Source organism: Mycobacteriales bacterium, from assembly GCA_035533475.1.
GTDB lineage: Bacteria > Actinomycetota > Actinomycetes > DATLTS01 > DATLTS01 > DATLTS01.
The window spans coordinates 81,176-106,674 of sequence record DATLTS010000035.1; the positions used below are offsets into that span (position 1 = coordinate 81,176).

A 25,499-nucleotide genomic window follows, 5' to 3' on the forward strand; every position below is an offset into this window, starting at 1 on the left:
GCCTACTCGAAGGCCAGGGTCTGCACGCCACCCGCCGACCGCGGCCTGGGCAACGCGCACCAGGCGACCGCGGCGTCGAGCGGCGCCGGCCGCATCCAGAAATAGCCCTGCCCCAGATCGCAGCCGAGGCCGTCGAGGACCTCGAGCTGAGCGGGGTCCTCGATGCCTTCGGCCACCACCTGAACCCCGAGCGCATGCGCCATGTCGATGACGCCGCGGACGACGGACTCGTCCTCCCGGCTGTTCCTGATGTCCCGCACGAACGAGCGATCGATCTTGAGGAAGTCGACCGGGAACCGGCGCAGATAGCTCAATGGCGAGTATCCGGTCCCGAAGTCGTCCAGGGCGACGTTCACCCCTAGTCGTTTCAACTCGGTGAGCTTCGCGATGGTTGTCTCGGTCTCGGCCTCGCTCATGGCCGCGGTCTCGGTGATCTCCAGGATCAGCCGCTGCGGCAGGAGCCCGGAACGGGCCAGCGCATCGGCGACGTCCCCGACGACCAGGGGGTGTCGGAGCTGGCGGGCCGACACGTTGACACTCATCTGCGCCGTGGGACCGAACCGGGCTGCCTCCCGGCAGGCCGTGGCCAGGACCCAGGCCCCGATCCCGACGATCTGGCCGCTGTCCTCGACGTAGTCCATGAAGTCACCCGGCACGAGAAGCCCGCGCTCCCCGTGCTCCCAACGGATCAGGGCCTCGACTCCCACCCGCCCCCCGCTGCGCAGGTCGAGGATCGGCTGGTAGTGCAGCCGGAACTCGTCGCCGATCAACGCCCGGTCGAGCTCGGTTCGCAGCCGGGAGCGCGTCTCGGTCGCCGCCTGCATCGCCGGCACGAACAGGTCGAAGCAGTGCTTACCGCGCGCCTTCGCCGCATACATCGCCGCATCCGCGTGGGCCAGCAACTGGTCGGGATTCGCCGTCGGATCCTCGGCATGCGCAATCCCGATGCTGGTATGGACGACCACCTGGGTGTTCGCCAGCGCCACCGGCACCGCCGTCACATCGAGGATGCGCTCGATGATCGCGACCGCGGTCGCTAGCTCGGTGTTCTCCAGGAGGATGGCGAACTCGTCGCCGCCGAAGCGGGCCACCGTGTCGGCGGGACGGACACATCTGACCAGCCGGTCGGCCATCGCCCGCAGCAGTTCGTCGCCGACCCCGTGCCCGAACGTGTCGTTGACCGCCTTGAAGTCGTCGAGGTCGAGGAACGCGACGACGATAGGCATCGGCTGCCGCCGGCCGCGGTCGAGGGCCTGGCGGGCCCGGTCGAGGAACAACGCCCGGTTCGGCAGCCCGGTCAGGGTGTCGTGCAGGGCCCGTTCACGCAGCTCGTCCTCGAGCCGGCGTCGGTCGGTGACGTCCCGGGTGTTCAGCACCAGCGCGGCCACGGTCGGCTCGTCGAGCAGGTTCGTGACCGCAGTCTCGGCCGACCGATACGAACCGTCGGAGTGCCGGAACCGGCACTCGATCCGGGCGCCCTCCGAGTCCGCCGCCGTCGCCAGGGCCTCGGTGAACCGGGTCAGATCGTCGGGGTGCACCCAGTCCGTGATCGGCTGACCGAGAAGTCCCGGGGCGGGCAGGGCGAACACCCGCGTCGCTGCCGCGCTCTGGTAGCTGACGACCCCGTCCCGATCTACCAATGTGATGACGTCGCTCGAGTTCTGGGCAAGCGAGCGGAACCGGGTCTCGCTACCGGCCAGATGCTCGAAAGCCGCTCCGGCCAGGGTGGCGATGAACGCGGCCAGCTGGACCTCCTCGTCCCCGAACAGCTGGCCGATCTTCCCGTGTGTGACGTAGAAACAGGACACCGGCTCGCCGTCGACGGCGATCGGCGCCGCCAGCACGGAGCGGATCCCGGATAGCAGCAGGCTCTCGCAGTCGTCCGTGCCGGGCTCACCGGCGACGACCGGGGCGCCCAGCTCGACCGCCCGACGGAGCAGGGTGCGGCTGATCTCGTCGACCGCCTCCCCCGATTGCGTGATGAGCTGCTCGTCGTGCAGCGCCGCCACGGGGACGAGATGGCACCGCTCGCCGCGGAGCAGGGTGAGCGCCGCTTCGCGGATTGCCGCCTCCACCGCACCGCGCGAGGTTGCCGCGGTGATCATCCGCCCGACCTTCAGCAGCGTGGTGAAGCGGTCGAACAACGACACCGAGGCACCGCTGCCGCCATCCGTCTCCGAGATCGGCTCGTCGGGCGGCTCGAACCGGCGGATCGCCGCGAGCGCGTCGGCGTGCGGCTGCTGCGAACCCCCGCCGGCCATGGCGAGCTCGGCCAGGGCCAGCCGGGTCAGTGCCAGCTCGAACTGGGCACCTTGCTCCTCCGCCGTGCGAAGACTGCGGCCGAGCAAACGTTCGGCCCGCCGGCGGCGGCCGCGCAGCGACGCGACGAGGCCGGCTTCACGCAGCGCATGCGGCGCGTTGTTCCGGTAGGTGAAAGCCCACCGGCGGCTGCGGCGGGACGCGGACGCGGCCCTTCGGATCCGTGCCGAGCGCAGGGCCGGATTGTGCGCCGGGGCCGCCTCCGCGAGCCGGCGCTGGACGGTCGCGTACCACGGGTAGATGGGCGCCACGTACTCCTGGCGGAGCCCGGCCCGCCCGGCGGTCGTCATGGCGGCTTCCAGTGCCGCAGCCGCCGCGTCGAGATCCCCCTGGTCCAACAGCCGTAGCCCGGACGCGAGCTGGAGCTCGCAGGTGGTGTGCGCGTCTTCACTGCCGCCGGCGAGTTGCTCGTCGATCAGACGACCGTCGATCCGGCCACCTCGGGCCCGGGCCCAGACGCTGAGCGCGATCCCGGCGGCAGCCTGGTCTCCGATCGCCTGTGCGGCCCCCAGCACCTCGCGCGCCACATCCGCTGCCTCGGCAAGCTCGCCGGTCCGGTACAGGCAGAACGCGATGTGCCAGCCTGCGGTGTTCACCTCCCAACGGTCGCCGGTGCGCTCGAGCAGGCGCACCGCCTCGCGGCAGGCCGCCATGGCTTCGGTGTATCGGGAGGCGGCGTACAGCACGACGCCGGCGAAGCCGAGGCTCTGGCCCTGACCCCAGACGTCGTCGAGCTGCCGCCGGATCTCGAGCGAACGTTCCGCGTACTTCACCCCGCGGCCGTACCACGGCAGCATGGTCATCACCGGCGCGTGTTCGGAGTAGGCCTGCCCGAGCTCCGCGGACGGCGGGTAGCGTTCGGCCAGGTTCATCCCGCGCAGGTGGGCCCAGGCGCAGGGCACCTTCCCGGAGTGGAACCAGTACACGTAGGCCAACCGGCTGTAGAGGCGCATCGCGAGGAAGTCCTCGTCCCGCCCGTCGGCGCAGCGCCGGCCAACGGTGAGCCGGGGCAGGATCGAGTGCACCGTCTGCACCGCCAGCTCCCAGGACAACCGGACCAGCGTGAGGACGGGATGCCGCGGGATCGGCCGCCCGAGCCGGGCCAGCGCCGCCTCCAGATGCCGCTTCGCGACCGGCACGTCGCCCTGCTTGAACGCGAGATCCCCCAGCTTCCCGTCGAGCGCGGCCGCGCGGGTGGGGTCGTCCACCAGCGAGCGGGCGGCGCCCAGCTGGGTTTGCGCCTCGGCGTAGGCCCCTTGCAGCGTGAGCACGTCGCCGAGCCCCTCGCAGACCTGGATCCGGGTCACCTCGTCGGCCGGGTCGAGGCCGCGCGCGGCCATCCGGTAGTGGACGACCGCCGCGTCGAGCGCGTACTGGGCGCGGGCCAGCGAGGCGCCGGCCAGGGCGTACGGCAGCGCGTCGGCGTCCCGGCCGGCCGCACTGAGGTGGTAGGCGAGATCGAACACCGGGACTGGCTCGCCGTCGTTGCCGTTCGCGAGCGCGTCCGCGGCCCGACCGTGCAGCTCGCGCCGGGCGTCCTCGCTCAAGCGGTCGAGCAGCGCCTCACGGATCTTGTCGTGGGAGAAGCTGCAGTGACCGCTGCGATCGTCGACCCAGAGCAGCCGCCGGCTCCGGGCATCCTCGATGATGGCCGCCGCGTCGTCCGGGTCACCAGCCAAGGCGACGGCGGCGGCGATATCGAACTCCTTGCCGAGCACCGCCCCGGCCGAGAGCAGCCCGAGCGCCTCGGCGGAGAGCAACTCCAGCCGGCTGACCAGGAACGCGGCCGAGCGCCGCGCGGTCTGCACGTCCTTCAGCGCCGGTTCATCGACGACCCAACCCTCGGGCGTGCCGGTGAGCGCGCCGCACTCGACTAGTCCGCGGAGCACGGCCGCGCCCATGAACGGGTTGCCATCGGCCAGCCGGACCAGCGTGTCCAGCGCCTCCCGCGGAACCGGCCCAGCCATCGACTCGGCGAGCATCACCATCGATTCGGGCGGCAGCGGTCCGAGCCGGAGCGGGCGGGCGATCGACCGGAGCGGATGATCCGCCGGCACCTCCTCGGAACGAAATGCGGCGATCACGCCGAGATACGCGGTGGGCTGGCCGCGGTTCGCCGAGAGGCCCCGGAGCAGCCGAACCGTCAGGCCGTCGGCCCACTGGCAGTCGTCGAGTACCAGCAGCACCGGTCGTCGGGCCGACGCGACCGTGACCAGCATCTGCTGGATCGCGCCCACGCTGCGCTGCTCGCCGAACTGTTCCGGACCGGCGTCCTCGTCGGGTGCCACCCCGAGCAGCCCGCTCAGCGACGGGAGCGCCCGGGCGACCGCCGGCGCGGCGTTCCCAAGTTCCGAGATCAGCTCCGCACGTGCCTCGACGTCCGCCTCCAGGGCGACGGCCAACCCCTGCGCGATGCCGTCGAGCAGGGTGAAGGGACGCTGGGCCCCACGTGCCACCCCCTGCCCCTGTAGCACGGTGCAGCCGGCCTGGCTGGCCATTCGGGTGATCTCCGCGAGCAGGCGGCTCTTGCCCCCACCGGAATCCGCCTCGAGCAGGACCAGTCCACCGCTTCCCGCGGCAACGGCGTCGACCAGCAAGGTCAGCGACTCGATTTCGGCAGCTCGGCCGACGAACGCGGGGTCCGCCAGGTTGCGCCGCTGGTCGAGCCGGCCGATGACGATCCGCGGATCGGCCTCGCCGCCCTGCACCGCCGCCAGCAGCTCGGACAGATCGGCAGCCAGCGCCGAAGCCGACTGGTAGCGCTCCCCCGGCTCCTTGCGCAACAGCCGCTGAATCACCGCGTCGACCGCTCCGGGAACGGCTATCCCGAGCCCGGGCAGGTCGGGTACCGGCATGCTCAGGTGTTGGCGGAGCATCTCCCCCACCCCGGGGCCGAGGAAGGGCGGCCGACCGGCCAGGCACTCGAAGAGCAGCACACCCAGCGCATAGAGGTCGGAACGTTCGTCGGCGGGGGCCCCGACCAGGCCGGCCGCTTCTGGGGCCAGGTAGCGCACGGTTCCGACCAGGTCGTCGCGGATCGACTCGTCCAGCGACGGGCTCCGGGCGAACCCGAAGTCGATCAGCGTGACCGACGAGACCGGGTCGGTACCGTCGACGACGACGTTGGCCGGCTTGATGTCGCGATGGCAGATCCCGGCGCCGTGCGCGATATCCAGCGCGGTCGCCACGTCGACGCCGACGCGGAGAGCGGCCTCGACGCCGAGCCGGCCCCGCCGCAAGGCGGCCTCGAGGGTCGTGCCGGGCACGAACGGCTGGACGAGGAAGAGGCGGCCCTCGGCGTACCCGGAGTCGAGGAGCCCGGTGAGCCCGACGCCGGTCAGTTCCCGGAGCACCCGGGTCTCGTGCTCGAAGCGCAGCCGGGCAGCGGCGTGGACGAAGCTCGGATCGATCGACTTGAGGACCACCTGGCGTCCGGTGTGGGTGTCGACCGCCAGCACGGTGTCGACCCCGCTGCCGCTCTTGAGAATCGGGCCCAACCCGTAGCGGCCGGCGAACCGGACCGCGCCGGCCGCCCATTCGGGCTGGCCCAGCCGATCGGACACCACTCGGGACCTCGCCTCCGCACCCGCCCATGTCGACTACGGACCGAATTGTTTTGACTGCACACAGTGTCGCACCGCTTCGGCCCCCCATGGCCTTCGCGCAGGCCAAATGACTCGAAAGGACCACGCCCGGCCCGATGGCAGCGGGCCGACCGGCCGAACCGGCCCCGCGCGACCGGACTCAGATCAGCGCGAGGCCGAAACCGGTCGCGGCCGCCGCCAGCCCGGCGGCAAAGCTACCGACGATGTTCAGGCCGGCCTCCCATGACGCACCTGCCTCCACCAGGGCGAGCGACTCGTACGCCCAGGTGGACAGGGTCGTGAAGCCGGCACAGAACCCTGCCGTGAGATCCACGGTCGCCGTCCCCGGGAGTCCGTGGTGGAGCGCCAGACCGGCGAAGAGCCCGGCGAGCAACGAGCCCACGGTGTTGATGACGAACGTGCCGAGGGGGAACTGCCCCGTCGTCCGGTGATACACGAGCAGGTCCACGACGTACCGCGCGACCGCCCCGATCCCCGCGGTGACCGCCACTTCGACGCCCAGGATCACCGGTCCGGCTCGTCCCCGGGCTGGGCCACCCGGCCGACGTAGCGGACCACCTCGACGTCGTCGAGAATGACCAGCCCCTCGCTGATCAGCTCGTCCAGCTCGGGGAGGAAGGCCCGGATGCTTGCCTCGTCATCCACGACGACGATCACCAGCGGCAGGTCGTCGGACAGGCTGAGGATTCGGGTGGTGTGGATGTGGTTGGACGCGCCGAATCCTTCGATGCCGCGCAGAACCGAGCAGCCGGCGAGGCCGGCGCGGTGCGCCCGGGCGACGATCTCGTGGTACAGCGGCTTGTGGTGGTACTGGTCCGATTCGCCCAGGAAGATGCTGAGCCGAAGGGCCGGACCCTGCCGTCGCATCATGCTGCTCCCATCTCGCGGACGTGCGGTCGCCGGCCGGCGATCCAGCGGCCGGCGATGAAACCGAGCCCCGCGGCGGCCAAGCCGGCGGCCAGGCTCGCGAGCAGATAGGCCACGGCCGTACCGGGATGGCGGTGGGCCATCAACTGGTCGGTCCCGACCACGATCGAGGAGAAGGTGGTGTAGGCCCCGCAGAAGCCGGTGCCGAGCATCGGGCGCAGGAACCGGTCGCCACGGCCCAGGTCGATGGACAGCACGAGGAGCAATGGCAGGAGAAACGCCCCCGAACCGTTCACGACCAGCGTCGACCACGGGAAGCCGCGATCGGGGGTCGGCCAGGCCGCGGTCACGGCATAGCGCGCCGCTCCGCCGGCAACCCCCCCGATGAGCACGGCCACCAGGACGCCGGGACGCGGGCCCGGCCGGTGGCGTGCGCGAGCCGCGCCGAACGGCCGGTCGTCGGCGGCCTGCGTCACGACACCTCCAGCAGCAAAGCCGGTAGGGACCGTCGGCACGTGGCGGTTATCGGCTGGCCCCACAGCCGTGAACGCGCAGCGATCGTACCGGGCCGGAACCGAGCGGATGATCCTGCGGCTAGCTGCGCCGGTGCAGCCGTCGGCCGAGGCCGGCCGAGAGCAGTAGCAGAAGGCCGACGGCGGGCACCTCCGCGGGCAAGCCGGTGGCGGGCAGGCCCGGTGCATCCGCGTGGCTCGCGGGACTCACCGATGACACGGGTTGCGTGCCTGGGCACCAGGGGTTGGCCGGCACGCCGGCACACGGGTTGGGCATCGTAGCCAAACCGGCCGGCAACGGATGCATGATGACCCGGGTACGTCGCGGGTACGTCGTCCCGGGAAGGCAGACGGTCCCACCGAGAACCGGGCCGATCGAGATCGCTTGTGAATCGCAGGCGATCTGGTCGGTGAACACCGGATTCGGGTCGGGGGCCGTGGTGCCGCCGCCGCAGGTGGTGTTGGTCTGCTGCAATGTCGACGGCGAACTCGTGGTGGTTCCGCCACCTTCCTCGTAGTTCCCGACGTAACAGTTCGCCGGCCCCGGCTCGAGCGTGGTCTCCGCGAAATCGGCGTTCGACGGGTTGCCGAAGAAGCCGTTGTGCCGGTAGCCGTTGTCCAACAAGGAGTTACCCGAGTCGTCGTACAGGCACGCGGCCGGGGTGAGGGTCCCGCCGGTGCAGGGCGGCCCGTTGTCCGGGTAGGGGACGAAAACGGTGCCCCACGCACCGTTGTTCTCGAAGCGGTTGGCCATCACGGTGTCATTGCGGCCACCGGAGAGCGACATACCGGTCCCGACCGGGCCGGCGGCCGCGGAGCCGGCCGACGGGACGTTCGGGTTGTTGTTGTCGTGCACGTAGTTGTGCATGAACACCCAGCAGGAATGAGTGTGCGTGATGGGGCTGATCCCGTTGTTCAGGCAGGCACCATTCTGCGGGGGCGGGTTGTCGCCGTTCTGGCTGTTGGTGTCGAATCCGTCCTCGTTGTTGTCGAACTGCGAGTTCTCGACGAGCATGGTCCCGCCCGAGTTCGACCCGGAGTACCCGAGGGCCGAGTACTCGGCCCAGGCGTGGTTCACCGTCTGGTCGCACACCTGCTGGCAGGCCCCGACGTAATAGTCGGAGTCGTCGAAGTTGCTCGCATAGGTCTGATCCCAGGTGCCACCGCTCCAGTTGCTCGAGAAGATCCCATACGCGGCGGCGGTCGCCTGGGTGCCGTAGAAAGTGGTGGTCGCGGTCAGATACGTGCCGGAGAAGTCCCAGCCGCCGACCTGGCCGCTGCCGTCCCCGCCGTTCCACCAGATCTCGTTTCCCGAAGCACCGCTACCGGACAGGAAGTTGCACGCCGTCAGATTGTCGACCGACACCCCGTCGGCCTTCCAGATCTCCACCCCGTTGCGGCCGAACGCCCGGCCGGAACTCCCCCGGGGCCCGTAGAGCTGGTCCCCCGGTGCCGACGAGCAGGCAGGCGCACCGGGCTTCGTGCCGTCGACGATGACCGTGTTGCGGTTCATGCCGCGCAGGTGGATGCCCGGGGTGGCGATCCAGACGCCGGCACCCGCCTCCCGGCCCGCGGGATACGGCTTGTGCGTCGTGTAGTCGCCGTTCTCGTGATAGTCGCCGGGACCGACGAGGATCCAATCGCCGGGCTTCGCGGCGTCGACGGCGGCCTGGATGCTGCGGTACTGGCCGGCTTGGCCGTGCCAGCTGCCGACCCGCAGGACGCGTGGTGCGGATGTGGCCGAGGCCGCGGACATCGTGGCCGCCGCGGTCGCCAGCACGACGGCGAGCAGGGTAGGTCGGGCGAGTCTCAGCGCGGCGGTTCGCGACACTTGTTCCTCATCCTGCACTCGGCGGCGGACGGGCAAATCTACCCCTCGCCAGGGCGGTGTCGCCAGGAGGTCCGACGGGGTGCGACCCGACCCGACCGCGCCCGACCCGACCGCGGCTCGGTGAGAGTGCGGCCCAACCGTCCCGTGGGACAGTGAGGACGGGAAGGGGGCCGATGGCGAAAATTCGGGTGCACTCCGATCGGCATCCCGGCGAAGTCGTCATGCGGGGAGTCGACGACGCCGTGCGGCGCGTGATCGACGATCAGCCAGACGCAGATCGCGAGCGGTCGCTGGGCCGGCAGGAAGCCTTCGTTCGTGAGATGCGTCGTATCGGGCGGTCCCGCCGTGACCGGCGCCGGGCGCGCTGAGCTCGAGCGATCCACCGGACCTTCCGGCGATTGAGCTCGATCCGGAAGCGATCCTCCGTGCGCTCGACGGACACCGCGTTCGATACGTGCTCAGTCGACGCCCGGGTGACCTACGACCTCGATGTCGTCCCGCAAGCCGGGCATCTCAATCTGCGTCGGCTCGGATCGGCGTTGCGGAAGATTGGCGCCCGCGTGATCACCTTTTGGGATCCCGACACCGACGAGTTGCACGTGGAGAGCATGAAGACCTCTTCGCACTTCAGCCTCGTCACGAAGCCCTCGAGGCTCCACGTCCGTCGCAGCCTTCGTGCTCTCGAAGTCCTTCTCGCAGGTGATGAGCGCTGCGGTCCTTCGATTTGCAGCGTCCCACTGCGAGGTGCCAGCACTCGCCCAGACACTGATCACTTCCCGGGGTCCGGCCGAGGCTTCGCGCGGCTCGGCGGGACGCGGGCCGGCTCGCCGGGCATCTTCGGGAAGTTCGGCGGGTACCCCGCCTCCCCGAGCCCCCGGTCCTTCTCGTCCCGCCCATCCCATTCCAGCAGCGGCTCCAGCGAGAACGCGACGTCGTCGATCCCGGCGTGCAGATCACCCAGCTCCGCGAAGCGCGCCGGCATCGTCGCCATCGTGAAGTCGGTCGTCTCACAGTCCGCCAGCTCGTCCCAGGTGACGGGCGCCGACACGGTCGCGTCGGGTCGAGCGCGGACGCTGTAGGCGCTGGCGATGGTCCGGTCACGGAAGTCCTGTATGGCAACCTTCAGCGCCCGGCGAGTGCCCCGGCCCATGTGGCTAACTCGGACGGCTCCCTCCTCTGCCGCGCCGGGCGTTCGTTCGACGCTCCGGCTTAGCGAGTCGTTCTTGGGTGATGTCGATGGTCGTTCGCCGCTCTCTCCCAGAGCGTCGGTCCGACCGGGAAGGGCGACCGGCAGCCGGGGGTCCGTCGCCGAAATGCCGGACGAGGGGCAAGAGGCGCGCCGTAGGAGCGCCAACGTCGACTGCTGCCCACCCGCGGCTGTCAGGGGGGGCACCAAAGATCGCCCAGACGACCCCGTCGACGTCGGGCGCTTCGACAAGGCCACCTCGCGTGAATTGCCCGCGGGCGCCTCCTGGACGGAGAGCCGCTGAGGGGGCCTCGATGGCGTCTGCTCCGGCAGCGCGTAGCCGTCTCGCCTCATCTTGGCAGCTTGCGTACGTGTCAGTCCCGCCAAGGAGGATGTGTTCCGGAAGTTGCGGCTCGACAGCGTCGCCGATTTCTACGGGCAGTTGCACCGCCCAGATCCGGCGAATGATGCCTGCAAGGTCGGCCGGCTCCGTGATCTCCTCGTGGCGAAGAAATTCGGCCCATGCGCCGTCTGGGGTATCAGCGAGATATTGAACAGGACCGTCGCCTGCCGCGTGCCATCGCGCCGATGGCTGACCAGTGGACTCCCAGAAAAAGGGGAAGCGCGCGTCACTGTGCCGGAAGCCGATCGCCATCAGGTGGCGCCGGCGCCAACCAGCCCCGCAGCGAGATCCCGCAACCGTTGTGTGTCACCACTGTCAGCGTCAAAGCTGGTGCCGAGTAGGTCGCGTGGAGACCGCCCGTCCAGTCTCGCTCTCGGTCGATCGAACCAACGGCGGATGCCGTAGTCGTTGTAGGCGCCAGACAGGTCCGCGATGAGGAGTGCGAGATAGTGAAGCTGCGTAGCGACCTGGTCGGGTGTCGTGCGCGTGCCAGTGGCATAGCGGCGAAGTGAACTCGGTGATATCCCGACGAGATCTGCGAGGAGCCCCTCTCCCAACGTTTCAATGAGCGGGGCCCATTCACTCGTGGGCAGCGGGGACTGCTCGGTCTGCTCGAGCGCCGCGTCCAGCAGGGTGAGGTAGTCATCAGGGCCGCTGGCCCGTTGGAGCAACAGCCTGGACTTTTGGCCGACTCCAGCCTCGGAGAGCTTCGTGAACGCGAGAAGCAAGAGTGCTCGGTCGAGCTCGAGCGGCCCCTCAAGGCCCGGGAGGAGTCCGAAGTAATGGATGCGCGAGATCAATCGAGCGGCCGCGCTGCCGACGGCCGGATCTACGGATAGTGGCTCGCTAATGGACAGAATCTGGATAGCTGGCACACCCAAAGTATGCCCGAAACGGATCCGCGAGACAAGGTCCAGGTCCCTCGTCAGCTCGGCGACCTCTTTCGAGCCCGGCTCGGCTGGACGCGGGCCGGCTCCCCGGGCATCTTCGGGAAGTTCGGCGGGTACGGCGCCTCCCCCAAGCCGCGGTCCCGCTCGTCTCGCTCCGCCCACTCGAGCAACGGCTCCAGCGAGAACGCCACGTCGTCGATCCCGGCGTGCAGATCACCCAGCTCCGCGAAGCGCGCCGGCATCGTCGCCATCGTGAAGTCGGTCGTCTCACAGTCCGCCAGCTCGTCCCAGGTGACGGGCGCTGACACGGTCGCGTCGGGTCGAGCGCGGACGCTGTAGGCGCTGGCGATGGTCCGGTCACGGGCGTTCTGGTTGAAGTCGAGGAACACCTTCTCGCCTCGTTCCTCCTTCCACCACGACGTGGTCACCGCGTCCGGAAGGCGGCGCTCGAGTTCGCGGCCGAAAGCCAGCGCGGCCCTCCGCACCACCGGAAACTCCCAACGCGGCTCGATCCGCACGTAGACGTGTATCCCGCGATTGCCGGAAGTCTTCGGCCAGCCGGTGTAGCCCAGATCGGAAAGCACGGCCCGGACCTCTGCGGCCACGGTGCGAGCCTCCGCAAAAGACGTGCCAGGCTGAGGGTCGAGGTCTAGCCGCAGCTCGTCGGGATGCTCGGTGTCGCGCCGGCGGGCCGGCCACGGGTGGAAGTCGAGGGTCGCCAGGTTGGCGGCCCAGCAGACCGCCGCGACATCGGTGACGCACAGGGCATCCGCGTGCCGGCCCGAGGGGAAGCTCACCCGGGCGGTCTCGATCCATTCCGGCCGGTGCTCGGGCACCCGTTTCTGGTAGATCGGCTCGGTCCCGGCGCCGTCTGGGTGCCGCTTGAGATACGTCGGTCGCTCGAACAGGCCCCGGACCACGCCGTCGCCGACGGCGAGGTAGTAATTCACCAGATCGATCTTGGTTTCCCCGCGAACCGGGAAGAGCACCTTGTCCGGGTTGCTCACTCGCACCGCGTGCCCCGCCGCCTCGACCTCGACCGCGGGCACCGGCATGACGCGGACGCTACCTTGCGCCGGCCCGGTCACGGCCTGAATGAAATACCCCGCCGCCCGGGTGATTCACCCCTCCGGCTGGGTAAGAGCACCCTGACGGAAACGTTCCTGTGTGGAGGTGAGTTCGGTGCTCGCGCTGTCAAGACGGTTTGCTGGGTTGATGCTGCTGGTGCTCGGCGCCTGGGGCGCCGCCCTTCCCTACGTCGGGCCGCTGTTCGGCTACCGGATGGACGGCACACCGACCTTCACGACGGCACACTGGGAGCTAAACCTGCTCCCCGGGATCGGGGCTGCGCTGGCCGGGCTGATCCTCATCGTCACGGCCCGCTCGTCGAGCGGCCTCGGTGGGCTGCTCGCGATCGGCAGTGGCGCCTGGTTCGTTGTCGGCCCGCTGTTCGCCTCCACATGGCTCGCGAACGCCCAGACCCGGGTGGCATCGGGCCGGCTCTCGCAGACCCTGGCGCCGCTCGGTTACCACTACGGACTGGGTCTGTTGATCGTCGCGATCGGCGCCTGGGTACTCGGTCGCCTGCTCGTTCTCGCCCATCCGGTCGGTGACTACGCGCCGCCGTCGACTGCCACCGGACGGCGCCGGCACCGGCTCGGCCGCGGAGCGGCCGACGCACCGGACCCGACCGTCGCTGAACCGGAGATGGCACCCACGACCACCCGCTAGTGCGGGGACTACAGCCGAGCAGACGGACCGATTCCCGCCGGCGCCTGCTGGGGCGCCGGCGGCGCCGTTGAAGCTATGGCAAGGCGGCGACGAGATCGCGTAGCGGCTTGCGCACCCCGGTGTAGAAGGGAACCTCGATCCTGGTGTGGATCCGGGCCCGGGCCCCCCGCAGGTGGCGCATGAGGTCGACGATCCGGTGCAGCTCGTCCGCTTCGAAAGCGAGCATCCACTCGTAGTCGTTGAGCGCGAAACAGGCCACGGTGTTCGCCCGGACGTCCGGGTACTCGCGGGCCATCTTCCCGTGCTCCGCAAGCATTTCCTGACGCTCCGCGGGGTCGAGCAGGTACCAGTCGTAGGAGCGGACGAACGGATACACGCACAGGTAGCGCCGTGGCTCCTCATCGCGGAGGAACGCCGGGATGTGGCCCTTGTTGAACTCGGCGGGCCGGTGCAACGCCATCACCGACCACACCGCCTCGCTGGCCCGGCCGAGTGCGGTCTGCCGGAACCGGCCGTACACCTCCTGGAGTTCGTCCGGTCCCGGGGCGGTCCACCAGAACAGGTAGTCTGCGTCCGCCCGGTAGCCGGCTACGTCGTAGCTGCCGCGGGTCACGATGTCCTTGGTCGCGCACTGTTCGAGCAGCTGCGCCACCTCGTCGCTCACGCCATCGCGAGCCGCGTCGCCGAGGCGGCCAGTATCAGTGCGCGCCCGGAACACCGCATACATGGTGTAGCGCAACTCGTCGTTGAGCTCCCGGGCGGTTTTCGCTTGTCGGGTAGCTGCCATGGGGACATTGTCGCGTGCGTGCACGGAGGCGTCGGGCGCCGGTCCCCGGCGGCCAGCGGTCAGCGGTCAGCGGGGCATGACGGCCCGTCCGGCGGACCGGCCGGAACGGATGCAGGCCGCGATCCCGACCCCGTCATAGGCCGCCCCGCACACAGCGATACCGGATAGCCCCGCTAAACCGGCTCGGATCCGCGTCACCCGGTCCAGGTGACCCACGGTGTACTGCGGGAGAGCCCCGCCCCAGCGGCTGACCCGGCTCTCGACCGGCCGGGATGCCCCGATCGCAGCGGCCAGATCGTCCGCGGCCCCGGCGACGAGATCGGCGTCGTCGCGCTGAAGATCGCCGACGTCGCCGTAGCGGCCCACCGAGCATCGGATCACGGCCAGCTCGCCCGCTAGATGCGCCCATTTCGCCGAGGCGAACGTCGCCGCCTTGATCAGGCGGTGGTCGACTGCCGGCACCAGGAAGCCGCTTCCGGTGGCCCGCGCGGCGGCCCCCTTGGGATAGGCGAGGGTGACGATCGCGACGCTGGCGTAGTCGATGCCTGCCACGCCCGCCGCCACCGAGGGGAAGAGGGGGCGTAACAGGCGTGCCGCCGGAGCCGCCGGAAGCGCGAGGATCACGGCGTCGGCGTCCAGTCGCTCCCCCCCGGCCGTGCCGTCACCGAGCACAAGTCGCCAGCCACCGTCGCTCGTGCGGGCCAGCTCCCGGACCGGGTGCCCGGTGCGCACGACGACCCCCTCGGCCGCGAGCCGGGCGCCCAGCACCGTCGGCAGGGCACCCAGCCCGCCGGCGAGGGTTGCGAACACGGGACCGGCGGACGGGGCGGCGGCCAGGCCGCGGCGAGCCGCCCGGACCAGCGATCCGCCCCGAGCGGCCGCCGCGGCGAGCGCGGGCATCGTCGCCGCGACCGACAGCTCGTCGGCCCGACCGGCGTAGACGCCGCCGAGCAGCGGGTCAACCAGCCGCTCGACCACCTCGCGGCCCAGCCTGCGCCCGACGAACGCCCCCACCGCCTGATCCGCCCCGAACCGCCCACCGGTTCGACCTAGATCGGCCATGGCGCGCAACAGACCGGGCCACGACAGAACGCGGCTGCGGCCCAGGGTGCGCAGATCGGCGGGGACACCGAGCAGGGTGCGGGCCGGCAACGCCCGAAGCCGGCCGCGGGTCCACACCCACGCCGACGCGGTTGCCGGGTAGGCGAGTCGGTCGCCCAGCCCGAGTTCGCGGACCAGCCCCACCGCGTCCGGCACCCGGGCAAGGAACGACTCTGCCCCCTCGTCGACCGCCCGGCCGGCGACCTCGGACGTCGCAAGCTTCCCGCCGAGCCGCCCGCTGGCTTCGACGACCGTGACCGCCGCATCGGCCCGCAGCTCCCAGGCCGCGGCCAGCCCGCTGATCCCGCCGCCCACGACGACGACGTGCGGTCGTGGCACGTCAGCGGGCGAGCACGAGGTCGGCCAACCCGGCGATGACTCCTGGGTCGGTACCCACCGTGTGGGTCCGGGCGAAGGGCAGCCCGAGCTCTGCGGCCAGCCCCGCGGCCTCTATGTCCAGGTCGTAGGCGACCTCCAGATGATCGCTGACGAATCCGCATGGGCAGGTGAGGAGGCCGGGGGCGCCCTGGACGGCCCGGTCCCGGACGACCGCTAGGATGTCCGGCCCCAGCCAGGCTTCAGCGGTGCGACCAGCCGACTGCCACCCCACCGACCAGCTCGCCAAGCCGGCCCGCTCGGCGACTGCGGCGGCCGTCTCCGCCAGCTGCCCCGGGTAGAGGTCGCCGCTGTCGGCGATCCGGGCCGGCAGGGAGTGCGCCGTGAACACGACCTCCGCACCCGGCGGGAGCCCGGCCAGCGCCTCCCGGACCGCGGCCGCGAGAAAATCGAGGTAGGCCGGCAGCAGGTGCCACGACGGAATGGTCGTCACGTCGAGCCCGTGCATGCGCGCGGCCGCGGCCGCCCGGTCGGCATACTGGCCGACCGAGTACGCCGAGTAGTGGGGGGCGAGCACCACACCGACCATCCGGTCGACCCCGGCCGCGGCCAGCCCCGCGACCCCGTCCTCCACGCGCGGATCGGAATGCTTGCAGCCGAGACTTACCCGGAATCCCGCCGGGCGACGGCGGTCGAGCTCGGCCTGCAATGCCGCGCACTGGGCCTCGGTCGCCGCCCGCAGCGGGAATGTGCCGCCGATCGCGTCGTAGCGGGCGACCAGGGCCGCGAGCAGGTCGCCCGGCGGCGGGGCTCCGCGGCGGATGTCGGTGTAATAGGCGGCGATGTCGGCCCGGTCGCGCGGGGTTCCGTAGGCCATGGCGAGAACGCCGACGCTCACCGGGCGGACTCCCGGTGAACCAGTTCGACGACCCGGGCCAGCCGGTCCGGGTCGGTGTCGGGGTGGACCCCGTGTCCGAGATTGAAGATGTGACCCTCGGCCCTCCGGCCGACCGCCAGCGTGTCTCGCACCCGGGCCTCGATCACCGGCCACGGCGCGAACAGCACCGCCGGGTCGAGATTGCCCTGCACCGCCCGGCCCGGACCGATCCGCTTCGCCGCCTCGTCGAGCGGGACCCGCCAGTCGACCCCGACGACGTCGGCCCCCGCCCGGCCGAGCAAGCCGAGCAGCTCCCCGGTGCCGACACCGAAATGGATCCGCGGGACGTCCGCGACGGCGGCGAGGATCGCCGCGCTGTGCGGGAGCACGTAGCGTTCGTAATCTTCCGCGGCCAGCGCACCGACCCACGAGTCGAACAGCTGGATCGCCGATGCGCCGGCGTCGATCTGGACCCGCAGGAACGTCGAGGTCAGGGTCACCAGCCGCCGGCAAAGCTCATGCCAGGTGGCCTCGTCTCCATACATCAGCGCCTTTGTCCGGTCGTGGGTGCGCGATGGGCCCCCCTCGACCAGGTAGCTCGCCAGGGTGAACGGGCCGCCGGCGAACCCGATCAACGGTGTGCCGGACAGCTCGCCGACCAGCCCCCCCACCGCGGTGGACACCGGGGCCAGCGCTGCCGGGTCCAGTTCGGGCAGCGCGGCCACGTCGGTCGCGTCGCGGACGGGGTCGGCGACGACCGGGCCGACGCCGGGGGCGATGTCGAGGTCGACTCCGGCGGCCCGCAGCGGTAACACGATGTCGCTGAAAAGGATCGCGGCGTCCACCGGGTAGCGGCGAACCGGCTGAAGGGTGATCTCCATGATCAAGTCCGCGCGCAGGCAGGCCTGGAGCATCGGCACGCCCTCACGCAGGGCCCGGTACTCCGGCAGCGAACGGCCGGCCTGCCGCATGAACCACACCGGGGTGTGGTCGACCGGTTCACGGCGCGCGGCAGCGAGAAACGAACTGGGCACGACATCGATGTTCCCACGTCAGGACCGCGCCCGATGTTCCGCTGACCGTGACGGGTGCCCGGGCCGGTCCATCCCCGGCGCGCCGCTCCCCCAGGTCGGCCCTCGACACGCCGGGGCCCGGTTCCCCGGAATTGTCGGGGCCGCGTGTCACCGTCAGGGCATGACGCGAAACCGCTACTGCCCGGCCTGCCGCGACGAGCGCGAGTTCGAGCAGCCGCCGTGTCTTGACGGGCACTCGGACTGCCCCGAGTGGTCCTGCGTCGAGTGCGGGCATGCCGTGTTCGTGGGTTGGTTCGCCGATCAGGCACCAGCCCGGCGCTCTGCCGCCGCCTGATCCGACCGGCCGGTCCGCCGGGAGCACGAGCCAGTGACGCGGGAATGGGACGCGCCCGGATATGACCGGGTGGCGGGCCCGCAGACCAGGTGGGGGGCCGCGGTTCTCGACCGGCTGCCTCTCGCCGGCGACGAGACCGTGCTCGACGCCGGATGCGGCACCGGCCGGGTGACCGAACGCCTCCTTGCCCGGCTCCCCCGCGGGCGGGTGGTGGCCCTCGACGCCTCCGCGGAGATGCTCGCCGAAGCCGGCCGGCGGCTGGCCCCGGCTGGCGATCGGCTGCGCCTCGTCGAGGCGGACCTGCTTGACCTCACGCCGGCCACATTGGAGCCGGATGCTCCGGTGGACGCAGTGTTCTCGACCGCGACGTTCCATTGGGTGACCGACCATGACCGGCTGTTCGCCAACCTCGCATCAGTACTCCGCCCCGGCGGGTCACTGATTGCCCAATGCGGAGCGGAAGGCAACATCGACGGGTTGTTGGCGGCGATCCGGTCGATAGGCGTCGAGCGCGTGGGGACCTGGGAGTACGCCTCGGTGGCGACAACCCGCCGCCGGCTTGCCGCTGCCGGCTTCGTGGACCTGGAGGTGTGGACCCATCCGGAGCCAACCCGGTTCGACCCGGGCGAGGCACTGGAGGGCTTCCTCGAGACGGTCTGCCTGCGCGAGCACCTCGCCGGGCTCCCGCCGGCGGACCGACAACCATTCGTCCGGGCGGTCGCCGCGGCGATGCCGGAGCCGGTCATCGACTACCTGCGGCTCAACATCACCGCCCGGCGCGGCTGACGGGCCCGGCGGGCCGGGCCGTCCCGTCGCCGGCGGCTGATCGAGCGCATCGAGTGGGGCCGTCCCGTCGCCGGCGGCTGGATCGAGCGCCGAGTGGGCGATCTGCCCGAGGCAAAGCGCCCACTCGACGAGTGGGCGATCAACACAACCGCCCACTCGGCGCCGGCGAGGGCCCGCGGGCGAGGCGAGGGCAACGGCAACGGCGAGGGCAACGGCAACGGCAAGGGCAGCCGTTAGCGGGAGCCGACCCGGCGACGTCGTCGCCGAAGCAACAGGCCGGCCACCCCGACCACCAACCCGGCCCACGCCAGGCCGGACGGCGCTCCGGTGGCGGCCAGCGTCGCCCCGCCCGCGACCGCACCGGCGTCCGAGCCGGGTGCGTGGGCGCCCGACCCCGATCCGGTCGCGGCCCGGGTCCCGCCAGGGGTGATGGTCAACGTCACGACGGCCGCGCCCGGTTCGATGGTCAGGGCCAGTGAGCTCGCCCCGGGCGCCGACACGACGCGGGCGCCGCTCACCCGGGTCCGGTACCCGTGCGGGTACTGCAACGCGGGGACGTAGACGGTTGTGGTGGTACCGGGCGGATACCTGCCGCCGCCAGGGCGGCCAGCCACGTAGCGGAGGGTGAAAGTCGCGCTGACCGGATCGAAGTGGTACCCGAGCGGCGTCCCGGCGACGGCCTGCGGGTAGGGCTCGTCGAGGGCTCGGAGAGTCGTCTGGTCGACGTTGGCGCCGATCGGTGGCTTTTGCGGGTCGTAGACCAGCGCCTCGGCGGACCCGGCGCCGGTCGGGTCACCGCAGGCGCAGTACGCCCATTCGAGCCACGGGACGCTGTGCGCGTCGGCGAGGCCGACCACCTCGTCGAGCTCGGCGACATCGGTCGTCGCCCCGAACTCGGTGAGGAGGAGGGCGTCCCCGCTGGTGCCCGCCTGTGACAGCGCGTTGCCGACGGTGCTGGATTCCACCTGGTTGCACAACGATCGGGTCGGCGGGGTCTCCGGCGCGCCGACCGCGGCGAGGCAGTAGGCATGGAAGCCGAAGCCGCTCCGGGCGTCGCCGACCTTCCCGAGGTATGTGGGGGCGCTGTAGTCGAACGGCAACGCCGGCTCGTAGAAGGCCAGATGGGTGGGGTCGACCTTGTGGATCGCCGCGATCACCTTCGCGGAGAAGGGAGCCAGCACGGTGCGGTCGAACACCGGGCAGCCGGCCGGCGGGAAACAACCGGGCCAGACCGAACCGGGCCAGGGTTCGTTGAAAAGGTCGTAGCCGAGTACGGCTGGGTCGCCGCGGAACGCGGTCGCCAGGTGGGCCCATGCCGCCGCGTACCGGTCCTGCAGGCCGACCCCACCGGGACCGGCCGCGTTCGCCCAGAAATTGTCGAAAGCCCGGTTGAGCCCGGGCATGACGAAATAGTCGCCCGGGAACCCGGCCTGCGGCTCGGCCGGCAGCCCGTCGTCCAGCACCATCCACGCCGGCAGCCCTTCGCCCTGGAACCGCTGGTTGTACAGGTCCTGGTGGAAGTCGAGCAGGCTGCGAATGCCGTACCCGGCCAGCAGGCGAACCGTGCTGGCGATGCTCGCCAGATAGCTCGCGTCATACACCCCCGGCTGCGGTTCCAGCCCTTCGAGGAGCACCCCCAGGCGGACCGCGGTGAAGCCGTGCGCGGCCAGGAAGGCCGCGTCGTCCGCGCCGAAGCCGGTCCCGGCCGGCTCGTACGGCGCCCGTTTCACCACGACGTTGAAACCGTGGACGATCACCACACGGCCCTGCGCGTCGGTGACCCAGCGGCCTTGGTGACCCAGGACCGACAGTGCGGGCAGCCGGGCCGGCGGGGCGACCCCGGCCAGGGCACCGGCCTCCGCCGCCGGGCCGGCCGCTGCGATCAGCCCGGCCACGGCGACCGCCAGCAGCCGGCGACGGTAGGACCTCGATCTGCCCACGACGACCTCGGATCCCGGATGCACGCGGAAGGGGCCGAGGCTACCGCCCGACCGGGGCGGAGAACCGATCGGCGGGCGCGCGCGTCCAACCCATGACACGGCCGCGGGCCGCGCGCAAATCCGGGAGGTTCGATGTCGTCTCGCCTGCTGGCTCCGGTCGTTGCCGGGGCCGCATTGATCACCTTGGCTGCCGGCTGCGGCGGCGGGGGCGGCGCCCCCGCCCGGACCAAACCGCTGGGCACCAACCAGCCGGCCATCGCGCCGGCCGGTTTCACCGGAGCCGGCTCTGGCACCACGATCCCCGCCGGGATCACCGTGACCGGCGTGGGGCTGGCGTCCGGCACGCCGGACACGGCGAACCTTCAGATGCACGTCGACGTGACCCGGAGCAGCGTCGGGGAGGCGCTGGACACGGCGAACGGGGCGGCCGGCGCGGTCCAGGCGGCGCTGGCGCATGACGGCGTGTCCAGCCGGGATCTCGCCACCTCCGGGCTGTCGCTCAACCCGAGCTACGACAGTCACGGGAACGTCATCGGCTACGAGGTGACCGAGTCGATCACCGCCCAGCTGCGTTCGCTGCGCAACGCCGGACGCACGATCGGGGATGCCGTGGCCGCCGGTGGTCCTGCGGTGAGGGTCGACAACCTCTCCCTCGACATCGAGCAGGACAGCGGCCTGCTCGCCGTCGCCCGCGAGGCGGCGTTCCAGGACGCGCACGGGAAGGCGGCCCAGTACGCGCAGCTCGCCGGCCGGACGTTGGGCCCGGTGGAGAGCATCTCCGAGGTGGTGGCGACGCCCTACCCGCAATCGGTCGGCTTGGGCCAGTACAACGCAGGGGCGGCGGCGTCGTCGGCGGTGCCGATCCAGCCGGGCAGCCAGAACCTGAGCATCACCGTCACCGTCGTGTACGGGTTGCTGTAGCGGAGCCCGATCAGCGGGTCCCGCCACCCGCCGCGATCAGGGCGATCCCGACCAGCGCGGCCGCCACGCCGGCCCCTTGCACCGGCCGCAGCGCCTCGTGGTGGAAACGGCGGGCCAGCAGCACGGTCACCGCGGGATACAGGGAGGCCAGCACGGCGACGACGGCCAGCAGCCCCCGCGTCGAGGCGACGGCGTAGCAGGCGTTGGCGCACACGTCGGCTATGCCGGTCGCCGCCAGCACCGGGACATCCGACCGGCCGACCCGTGGCGAGTGGCGCAAGGCGAGCGCGGCGAGGGTAAGCAGCGAAACCCCGGTCGCGCGCATCACGAGCAGTGTCATCACGACGCTCCCCCGACTGCCGCGCGCGATGAACACGATCGTGACCCCGAAGCCCAGCGCCGCCAGCAGGGCCAGGCCGAGCGGCCGCAGCCCCCCCGGCCTGGCGGCGCTTGGCCCGCTGGCCAACACCACGCCGGCCACGGCAGTGGCCAACCCCGCCGCCTGGACTTCTCCCGGCGCGTGGCCGCCGAGCACGCCGACGAGCACCGGCACGGCGACCGAGAGGGCCGCGATCGGCGCCACCACCCCCATCGTCCCGGTCGCGAGCGCCCGGTAGAACGCGGCCAGCCCCACCAGGCCGGCCAGCCCGGCGAGCGCCGCGTCGAGCGCGTACCCGCGGGCGTGGAACCCGCCGGTGCCGGCCGCGATCGGCAGGAGCAGGACGAGCGCAACCAGTTGCGAAACGCCGACGACTACCAGCGGGGGCATCCGCCGCGACACGGTGCCGCCGAGGAAGTCCGACAACCCCCACAGCCCACTCGAGAGCAGGGCGAGCAGGGCGGTCATCGGCGTGACCCTACGACCGCCTACGACCGCCTACGACCGGATACGGCCGGAAGAGCCCGAGGGCGTGTCATCCCGCTCCGGCGGACGCCGCCCGCGCTTACCCTTCGGTTGTGCCCCCGCCCCGACCCCCAGCGCTGCCCCCGGGCTTCGCCCGCGCGGTGGCCGGCCTGCGGGCGGCCGACCTGCGGCCCGAGGTGACGGTCGGCGAGGCGCCGGCCCCGCAACGGCTGGCGCCGTTCGCGGTGGCGCTCTCCGCGGAGGTCGCGCTCGACGGGACGGAGCTGGCCACCGGGCGCCTGGTCGTCCTGCACGACCCCGAGGGCCAGGATGCCTGGGAGGGTGAGACTCGGATCGTCGCGTTCGCGCACGCGCCGCTGGACCCGCACATGGGCGCCGACCCGCTGCTGCCTGCCGTCGGTTGGAGCTGGCTACTCGACGCGTTGACCGGGGCCGGGGCGGAGCACGCGGCCGCCGGCGGCACGGTCACCCGGGTCGCGTCGGAGCGGTTCGGAACGCTGGTCAGCCAACCCGAGGCGGCCGAGGTCGAGATCCGGGCCTCATGGTCGCCGGTCGGCGAGGACTTGGCCCCACACCTCAGAGCCTTTGCGGAGCTGCTGTGCTCTGCGGCCGGGCTTCCACCGACGACGCCTGGTGTGGTGGCGATCCCGCCCACCCGACGTGCCCGCCATCCGCGAGCTCGCGCCCGGGGGTAGCCTGCGGCAGGTCGGTTCCGTGGCCCGCCGGACCGAGGGGCAGCCGGAGGGTCAAGGTGGTTCCGTCGTGCGGCCAGGACGTCACGTCGAGTGAGCCACCGGCCAGTCGGGCCCGTTCGCGGAGCAACCCGAGCCCCACGTGCCGGCCGCGGACGGGCCGTACCTGGTCGGGATCGAATCCCGGCCCGGCGTCGGACACCGCCGCGGTGACCCCCTCGCGATCGACGAACAGCGCAGCCTGCGCCTCGTCGACATCGGCGTGTTTCACGACGTTCAGGAGCGCCTCCTGGAAGAACCGGTAGACGGTGACCGCGGTGACCAGCGGCAGGGGGTGCGCCTCCGCGGGCCAGGCGATCCGAACCGTGAGCCCGTACCTGGTGAGCAGATCGTCGCGCAGCGCGCCGACGGCCTGCGCCAGGTCGTCGTCACGCAGCGCCGGTGGGCGGGTCCGGGCCATCACCGCCCGGACCTGATCCTCGGCCTCCGCGACGAAGTCCCCGGCAGCAGCGATCTCCTGCGGGGTTTCGGCGCCGGAAAGATGCGATCGGGCCAGCGACAAGGTCTGCGCGACGGTGTCGTGCAGCTCGGCGGCGAGTTGCCCGCGAGCGCCTTCTTCGGCCGCGACGAGCCCCGAGAGAAGCTCGAACATGCCGATGCTTGCCGTTTGTGCGGATCGACGGTGGCGCTCCGCGACCTCGTCGGCGACGCGGACCCGAAGATGCAGCGCCTCGAGGGTGCGGGCCAGTTCGTTGACCTCGGAGCTGGAGCGGACGGACAGCGAACCGGTCGAGGTCGAGCCGCTCGGGTCGTGCAACCGGCGGATCGCCTGCGCGCGCAGCACGCGCAGGCCCCGGGTGTAGCGGGTCGCGGCGAACGCGGCAAGCGCGCCAGCCACCGCGGCCACCGCGAAGCCGGCCAGGAAAGCCGCCGGACGCGACGGCGCCCCGCTGACGGCCATCGCCACGCCGACGGCGGCCGCGCAACCGAAGAACGCCCCACCACCCGCCAGCAACGGCAGTGGGAGGCCCGAGGTGGATCGGCGCCAGGGCATCACAGCGAGAGGTTCGCCTCCGCGAGGATGCCCGTCGTGGTCCAGTGCTCCGGGGTCCGCAGATCGAGCGGTCCGTCGTCGGCGGCGGTCCCGGTGAGCCGCGCCAGCTCCGGGTCCGCGGCGATCGCGATCGCCCCGAGGAGCGAGGCGACGGCCCGTTCCACGGCGTGCAGCTCATCCACGATGTCGGTGACCTGATCGGGTTCGGTGGCGGCCAGCCGGGCCAGCCGGGACGTGGTCTCGCGGAGCACCGCGAGGCTCGGTGCGGTGTGCGCCCCGATGTCACCGAGGGCCCGGGCCGCGCCTTCCGCCGCCTCCGCCTTCTCCAGCGCCTCGGCCCGGGAGGCGGTCAGTTCGGCCAGCGACAGCCAGGATTCGGCTTGCCGCACGAGGACCTGGGCGAGCATGATCTCGCGCCGCCCGAAGCCGGCCGCGCCGGCCGGCCGGCGGGCGATCAGAACGGCCAGCGGTGAGCCGCTGTCGCCGAGCACCGCCGAGCAGTACGGGCGCCCCTCGACGTGGCCGGTCCGCACCCCGCCGGCGCCGAGCGCCTGGAGGACCCATGGCGAGTCGAACGCCTCCGGGTCGACCCGCCGGCGGGCGATCCCGTGCTCGTCACCGGTGAAGCGGATCGGGCCGTCCGCCCCCACCAGCACCATCTCGACGTCAGCGCCCCCGAACAGTCGCGCGGCGGCGGTGAGGACGACCAGGGCCGAGCTGTCCGTCGAGCGCCCGGCGGCCTGCTCCTGGAGGCGGGCGAGCTCGGCGAACAGCCGCGCTTCGGCGGCCCTGGAGGTCTGCTCGTCGTAGGAGAGCCAGAGCAGCAGGAGCGGGACGATCAGCCCGGCGACCCCGAATGGGGCGTGGAGGAGCAGCCAGGCGCCCAGCACCCCGAGGCTGGACGTGCCGGAGGAGTGCACCGCGGAAAGCGGGGCGGATTCCCAGAGCAGCCGGAGCAACCGCTGGTTGGACATCACGGCGACCGCGTGGGCGATCAGCAGGTTGTTGACGAGCCAGAACACCCCCATGCCGGCGATGCCGCCGGGGACCCCGCCACCCACCAGATGGGAGGTGGCGGCCGCCAGGGCAGTGCCGGCGCAGAACTGGGCGACGTTGTACTCGAACTTGAGCCGGGGCTGGCGCCGCACGGCGAGTGCGACGACGATGCCGAGCGCGGCCGCGACGATGACCCACCCGCCCGGGTCGAGCACGAACGCGGCCGCCAGCGCCGCCTCGGTGAGCGAGAACGTCCAGCGTTGCCGGCCGAAGGCAAGGTGCACGACGGCGATCTCGCAACCGGCGACGGCGCCGGCGAGCAGGGGCAGCCCCCACCAGGCGACCTGGCCATAGCCCAGCCGGAAGCCGACGATCACCGCCGCCACGGACGCGAGGGTGCCGACGGTGCGGACCCGGCGGGTCGGGGTCACC

21 protein-coding genes and 1 pseudogene are annotated in these 25,499 nt (G+C 71.8%); 6 read left to right on the plus strand and 16 right to left on the minus strand.

What is annotated here, in order from left to right; genetic code table 11:
* Positions 1 to 2: 2 nt before the first annotated feature.
* The 8 genes and pseudogenes from VNG13_07810 to ligD all read right to left on the minus strand — a co-directional run bounded on the left by VNG13_07810 (position 3) and on the right by ligD (position 12,668).
* Positions 3 to 5,882, minus strand: coding sequence for an EAL domain-containing protein (locus tag VNG13_07810; protein ID HVA60429.1), 5,880 nt, complete (start codon positions 5,880 to 5,882; stop codon positions 3 to 5).
* Positions 5,883 to 6,063: 181 nt separating this feature from the next.
* A complete protein-coding gene (locus VNG13_07815) occupies positions 6,064 to 6,432 on the minus strand; it encodes a CrcB family protein (GenBank protein ID HVA60430.1) in 369 nt (122 codons plus the stop codon).
* Positions 6,429 to 6,791: a DUF190 domain-containing protein gene (locus tag VNG13_07820; protein ID HVA60431.1), complete on the minus strand. Its 363-nt coding sequence runs from the start codon at positions 6,789 to 6,791 to the stop codon at positions 6,429 to 6,431. Before VNG13_07820 ends, VNG13_07815 begins: the two co-directional genes overlap by 4 nt.
* Complete coding sequence (locus VNG13_07825; GenBank protein ID HVA60432.1) at positions 6,791 to 7,267, minus strand: CrcB family protein; 477 nt, start codon at positions 7,265 to 7,267, stop codon at positions 6,791 to 6,793. Before VNG13_07825 ends, VNG13_07820 begins: the two co-directional genes overlap by 1 nt.
* Before the next feature lie 118 nt (positions 7,268 to 7,385).
* Positions 7,386 to 9,134, minus strand: a complete 1,749-nt coding sequence (locus tag VNG13_07830) for a hypothetical protein (GenBank protein HVA60433.1) — start codon at positions 9,132 to 9,134, stop codon at positions 7,386 to 7,388.
* A gap of 769 nt (positions 9,135 to 9,903) precedes the next feature.
* Positions 9,904 to 10,245: pseudogene (locus VNG13_07835) on the minus strand (ATP-dependent DNA ligase).
* 729 nt (positions 10,246 to 10,974) lie between these two features.
* Positions 10,975 to 11,598, minus strand: coding sequence for a hypothetical protein (locus VNG13_07840; protein ID HVA60434.1), 624 nt, complete (start codon positions 11,596 to 11,598; stop codon positions 10,975 to 10,977).
* Between the two features lie 50 nt (positions 11,599 to 11,648).
* On the minus strand, positions 11,649 to 12,668 hold the full coding sequence (gene ligD / locus VNG13_07845) for a non-homologous end-joining DNA ligase (protein ID HVA60435.1): 1,020 nt from the start codon (positions 12,666 to 12,668) through the stop codon (positions 11,649 to 11,651).
* A gap of 160 nt (positions 12,669 to 12,828) precedes the next feature.
* Here ligD and VNG13_07850 point away from each other — a divergent pair, with 160 nt between their 5' ends.
* Complete coding sequence (locus tag VNG13_07850) at positions 12,829 to 13,344, plus strand: hypothetical protein (GenBank protein ID HVA60436.1); 516 nt, start codon at positions 12,829 to 12,831, stop codon at positions 13,342 to 13,344.
* Between the two features lie 73 nt (positions 13,345 to 13,417).
* Here VNG13_07850 and hemQ read toward each other — a convergent pair whose 3' ends face one another.
* The 4 genes from hemQ to hemE all read right to left on the minus strand — a co-directional run bounded on the left by hemQ (position 13,418) and on the right by hemE (position 17,488).
* Positions 13,418 to 14,131, minus strand: coding sequence for a hydrogen peroxide-dependent heme synthase (gene hemQ / locus VNG13_07855; protein HVA60437.1), 714 nt, complete (start codon positions 14,129 to 14,131; stop codon positions 13,418 to 13,420).
* Between the two features lie 66 nt (positions 14,132 to 14,197).
* Positions 14,198 to 15,571 carry a protoporphyrinogen oxidase gene (gene hemG, locus VNG13_07860; GenBank protein ID HVA60438.1) on the minus strand — a complete coding sequence of 458 codons (1,374 nt, stop codon included), beginning with the start codon at positions 15,569 to 15,571 and terminating at the stop codon, positions 14,198 to 14,200.
* A 1-nt stretch (position 15,572) separates the two neighbouring features.
* Entirely contained in the window at positions 15,573 to 16,466 is an 894-nt protein-coding gene (gene hemH / locus VNG13_07865; protein ID HVA60439.1) for a ferrochelatase, read from the minus strand.
* Positions 16,463 to 17,488, minus strand: a complete 1,026-nt coding sequence (gene hemE / locus VNG13_07870; GenBank protein ID HVA60440.1) for a uroporphyrinogen decarboxylase — start codon at positions 17,486 to 17,488, stop codon at positions 16,463 to 16,465. Before hemE ends, hemH begins: the two co-directional genes overlap by 4 nt.
* Before the next feature lie 151 nt (positions 17,489 to 17,639).
* On the opposite strand from hemE, the gene VNG13_07875 reads away from it, so the two are divergent.
* The 3 genes from VNG13_07875 to VNG13_07885 all read left to right on the plus strand — a co-directional run bounded on the left by VNG13_07875 (position 17,640) and on the right by VNG13_07885 (position 18,836).
* On the plus strand, positions 17,640 to 17,813 hold the full coding sequence (locus tag VNG13_07875) for a hypothetical protein (GenBank protein ID HVA60441.1): 174 nt from the start codon (positions 17,640 to 17,642) through the stop codon (positions 17,811 to 17,813).
* 33 nt (positions 17,814 to 17,846) lie between these two features.
* The gene (locus tag VNG13_07880; GenBank protein HVA60442.1) at positions 17,847 to 18,599 is read left to right on the plus strand and encodes a methyltransferase domain-containing protein; all 753 of its coding nucleotides are present in this window, start codon (positions 17,847 to 17,849) and stop codon (positions 18,597 to 18,599) included.
* 93 nt (positions 18,600 to 18,692) lie between these two features.
* Positions 18,693 to 18,836, plus strand: a complete 144-nt coding sequence (locus VNG13_07885; protein HVA60443.1) for a hypothetical protein — start codon at positions 18,693 to 18,695, stop codon at positions 18,834 to 18,836.
* Here VNG13_07885 and VNG13_07890 read toward each other — a convergent pair.
* On the minus strand, positions 18,833 to 20,539 hold the full coding sequence (locus VNG13_07890) for a cellulase family glycosylhydrolase (GenBank protein HVA60444.1): 1,707 nt from the start codon (positions 20,537 to 20,539) through the stop codon (positions 18,833 to 18,835). The two genes, VNG13_07885 and VNG13_07890, sit on opposite strands and share 4 nt — an antisense overlap.
* 132 nt (positions 20,540 to 20,671) lie before the next feature.
* Here VNG13_07890 and VNG13_07895 point away from each other — a divergent pair, with 132 nt between their 5' ends.
* A complete protein-coding gene (locus VNG13_07895) occupies positions 20,672 to 21,460 on the plus strand; it encodes an SIMPL domain-containing protein (GenBank protein ID HVA60445.1) in 789 nt (262 codons plus the stop codon).
* A 10-nt stretch (positions 21,461 to 21,470) separates the two neighbouring features.
* On the opposite strand, the gene VNG13_07900 is transcribed toward VNG13_07895, so the two are convergent.
* On the minus strand, positions 21,471 to 22,307 hold the full coding sequence (locus tag VNG13_07900; GenBank protein HVA60446.1) for an EamA family transporter: 837 nt from the start codon (positions 22,305 to 22,307) through the stop codon (positions 21,471 to 21,473).
* 110 nt (positions 22,308 to 22,417) lie between these two features.
* Between VNG13_07900 and VNG13_07905 the strand changes: the two genes are divergently transcribed.
* Entirely contained in the window at positions 22,418 to 23,020 is a 603-nt protein-coding gene (locus VNG13_07905; GenBank protein HVA60447.1) for a DUF3000 domain-containing protein, read from the plus strand.
* On the opposite strand, the gene VNG13_07910 is transcribed toward VNG13_07905, so the two are convergent.
* Together VNG13_07910 and VNG13_07915 are read right to left on the minus strand one after the other, a co-directional pair.
* Complete coding sequence (locus tag VNG13_07910; protein ID HVA60448.1) at positions 22,902 to 24,071, minus strand: ATP-binding protein; 1,170 nt, start codon at positions 24,069 to 24,071, stop codon at positions 22,902 to 22,904. The two genes, VNG13_07905 and VNG13_07910, sit on opposite strands and share 119 nt — an antisense overlap.
* Positions 24,071 to 25,498 carry a hypothetical protein gene (locus VNG13_07915; GenBank protein ID HVA60449.1) on the minus strand — a complete coding sequence of 476 codons (1,428 nt, stop codon included), beginning with the start codon at positions 25,496 to 25,498 and terminating at the stop codon, positions 24,071 to 24,073. Before VNG13_07915 ends, VNG13_07910 begins: the two co-directional genes overlap by 1 nt.
* Between the last annotated feature and the right edge of the window lies 1 nt (position 25,499).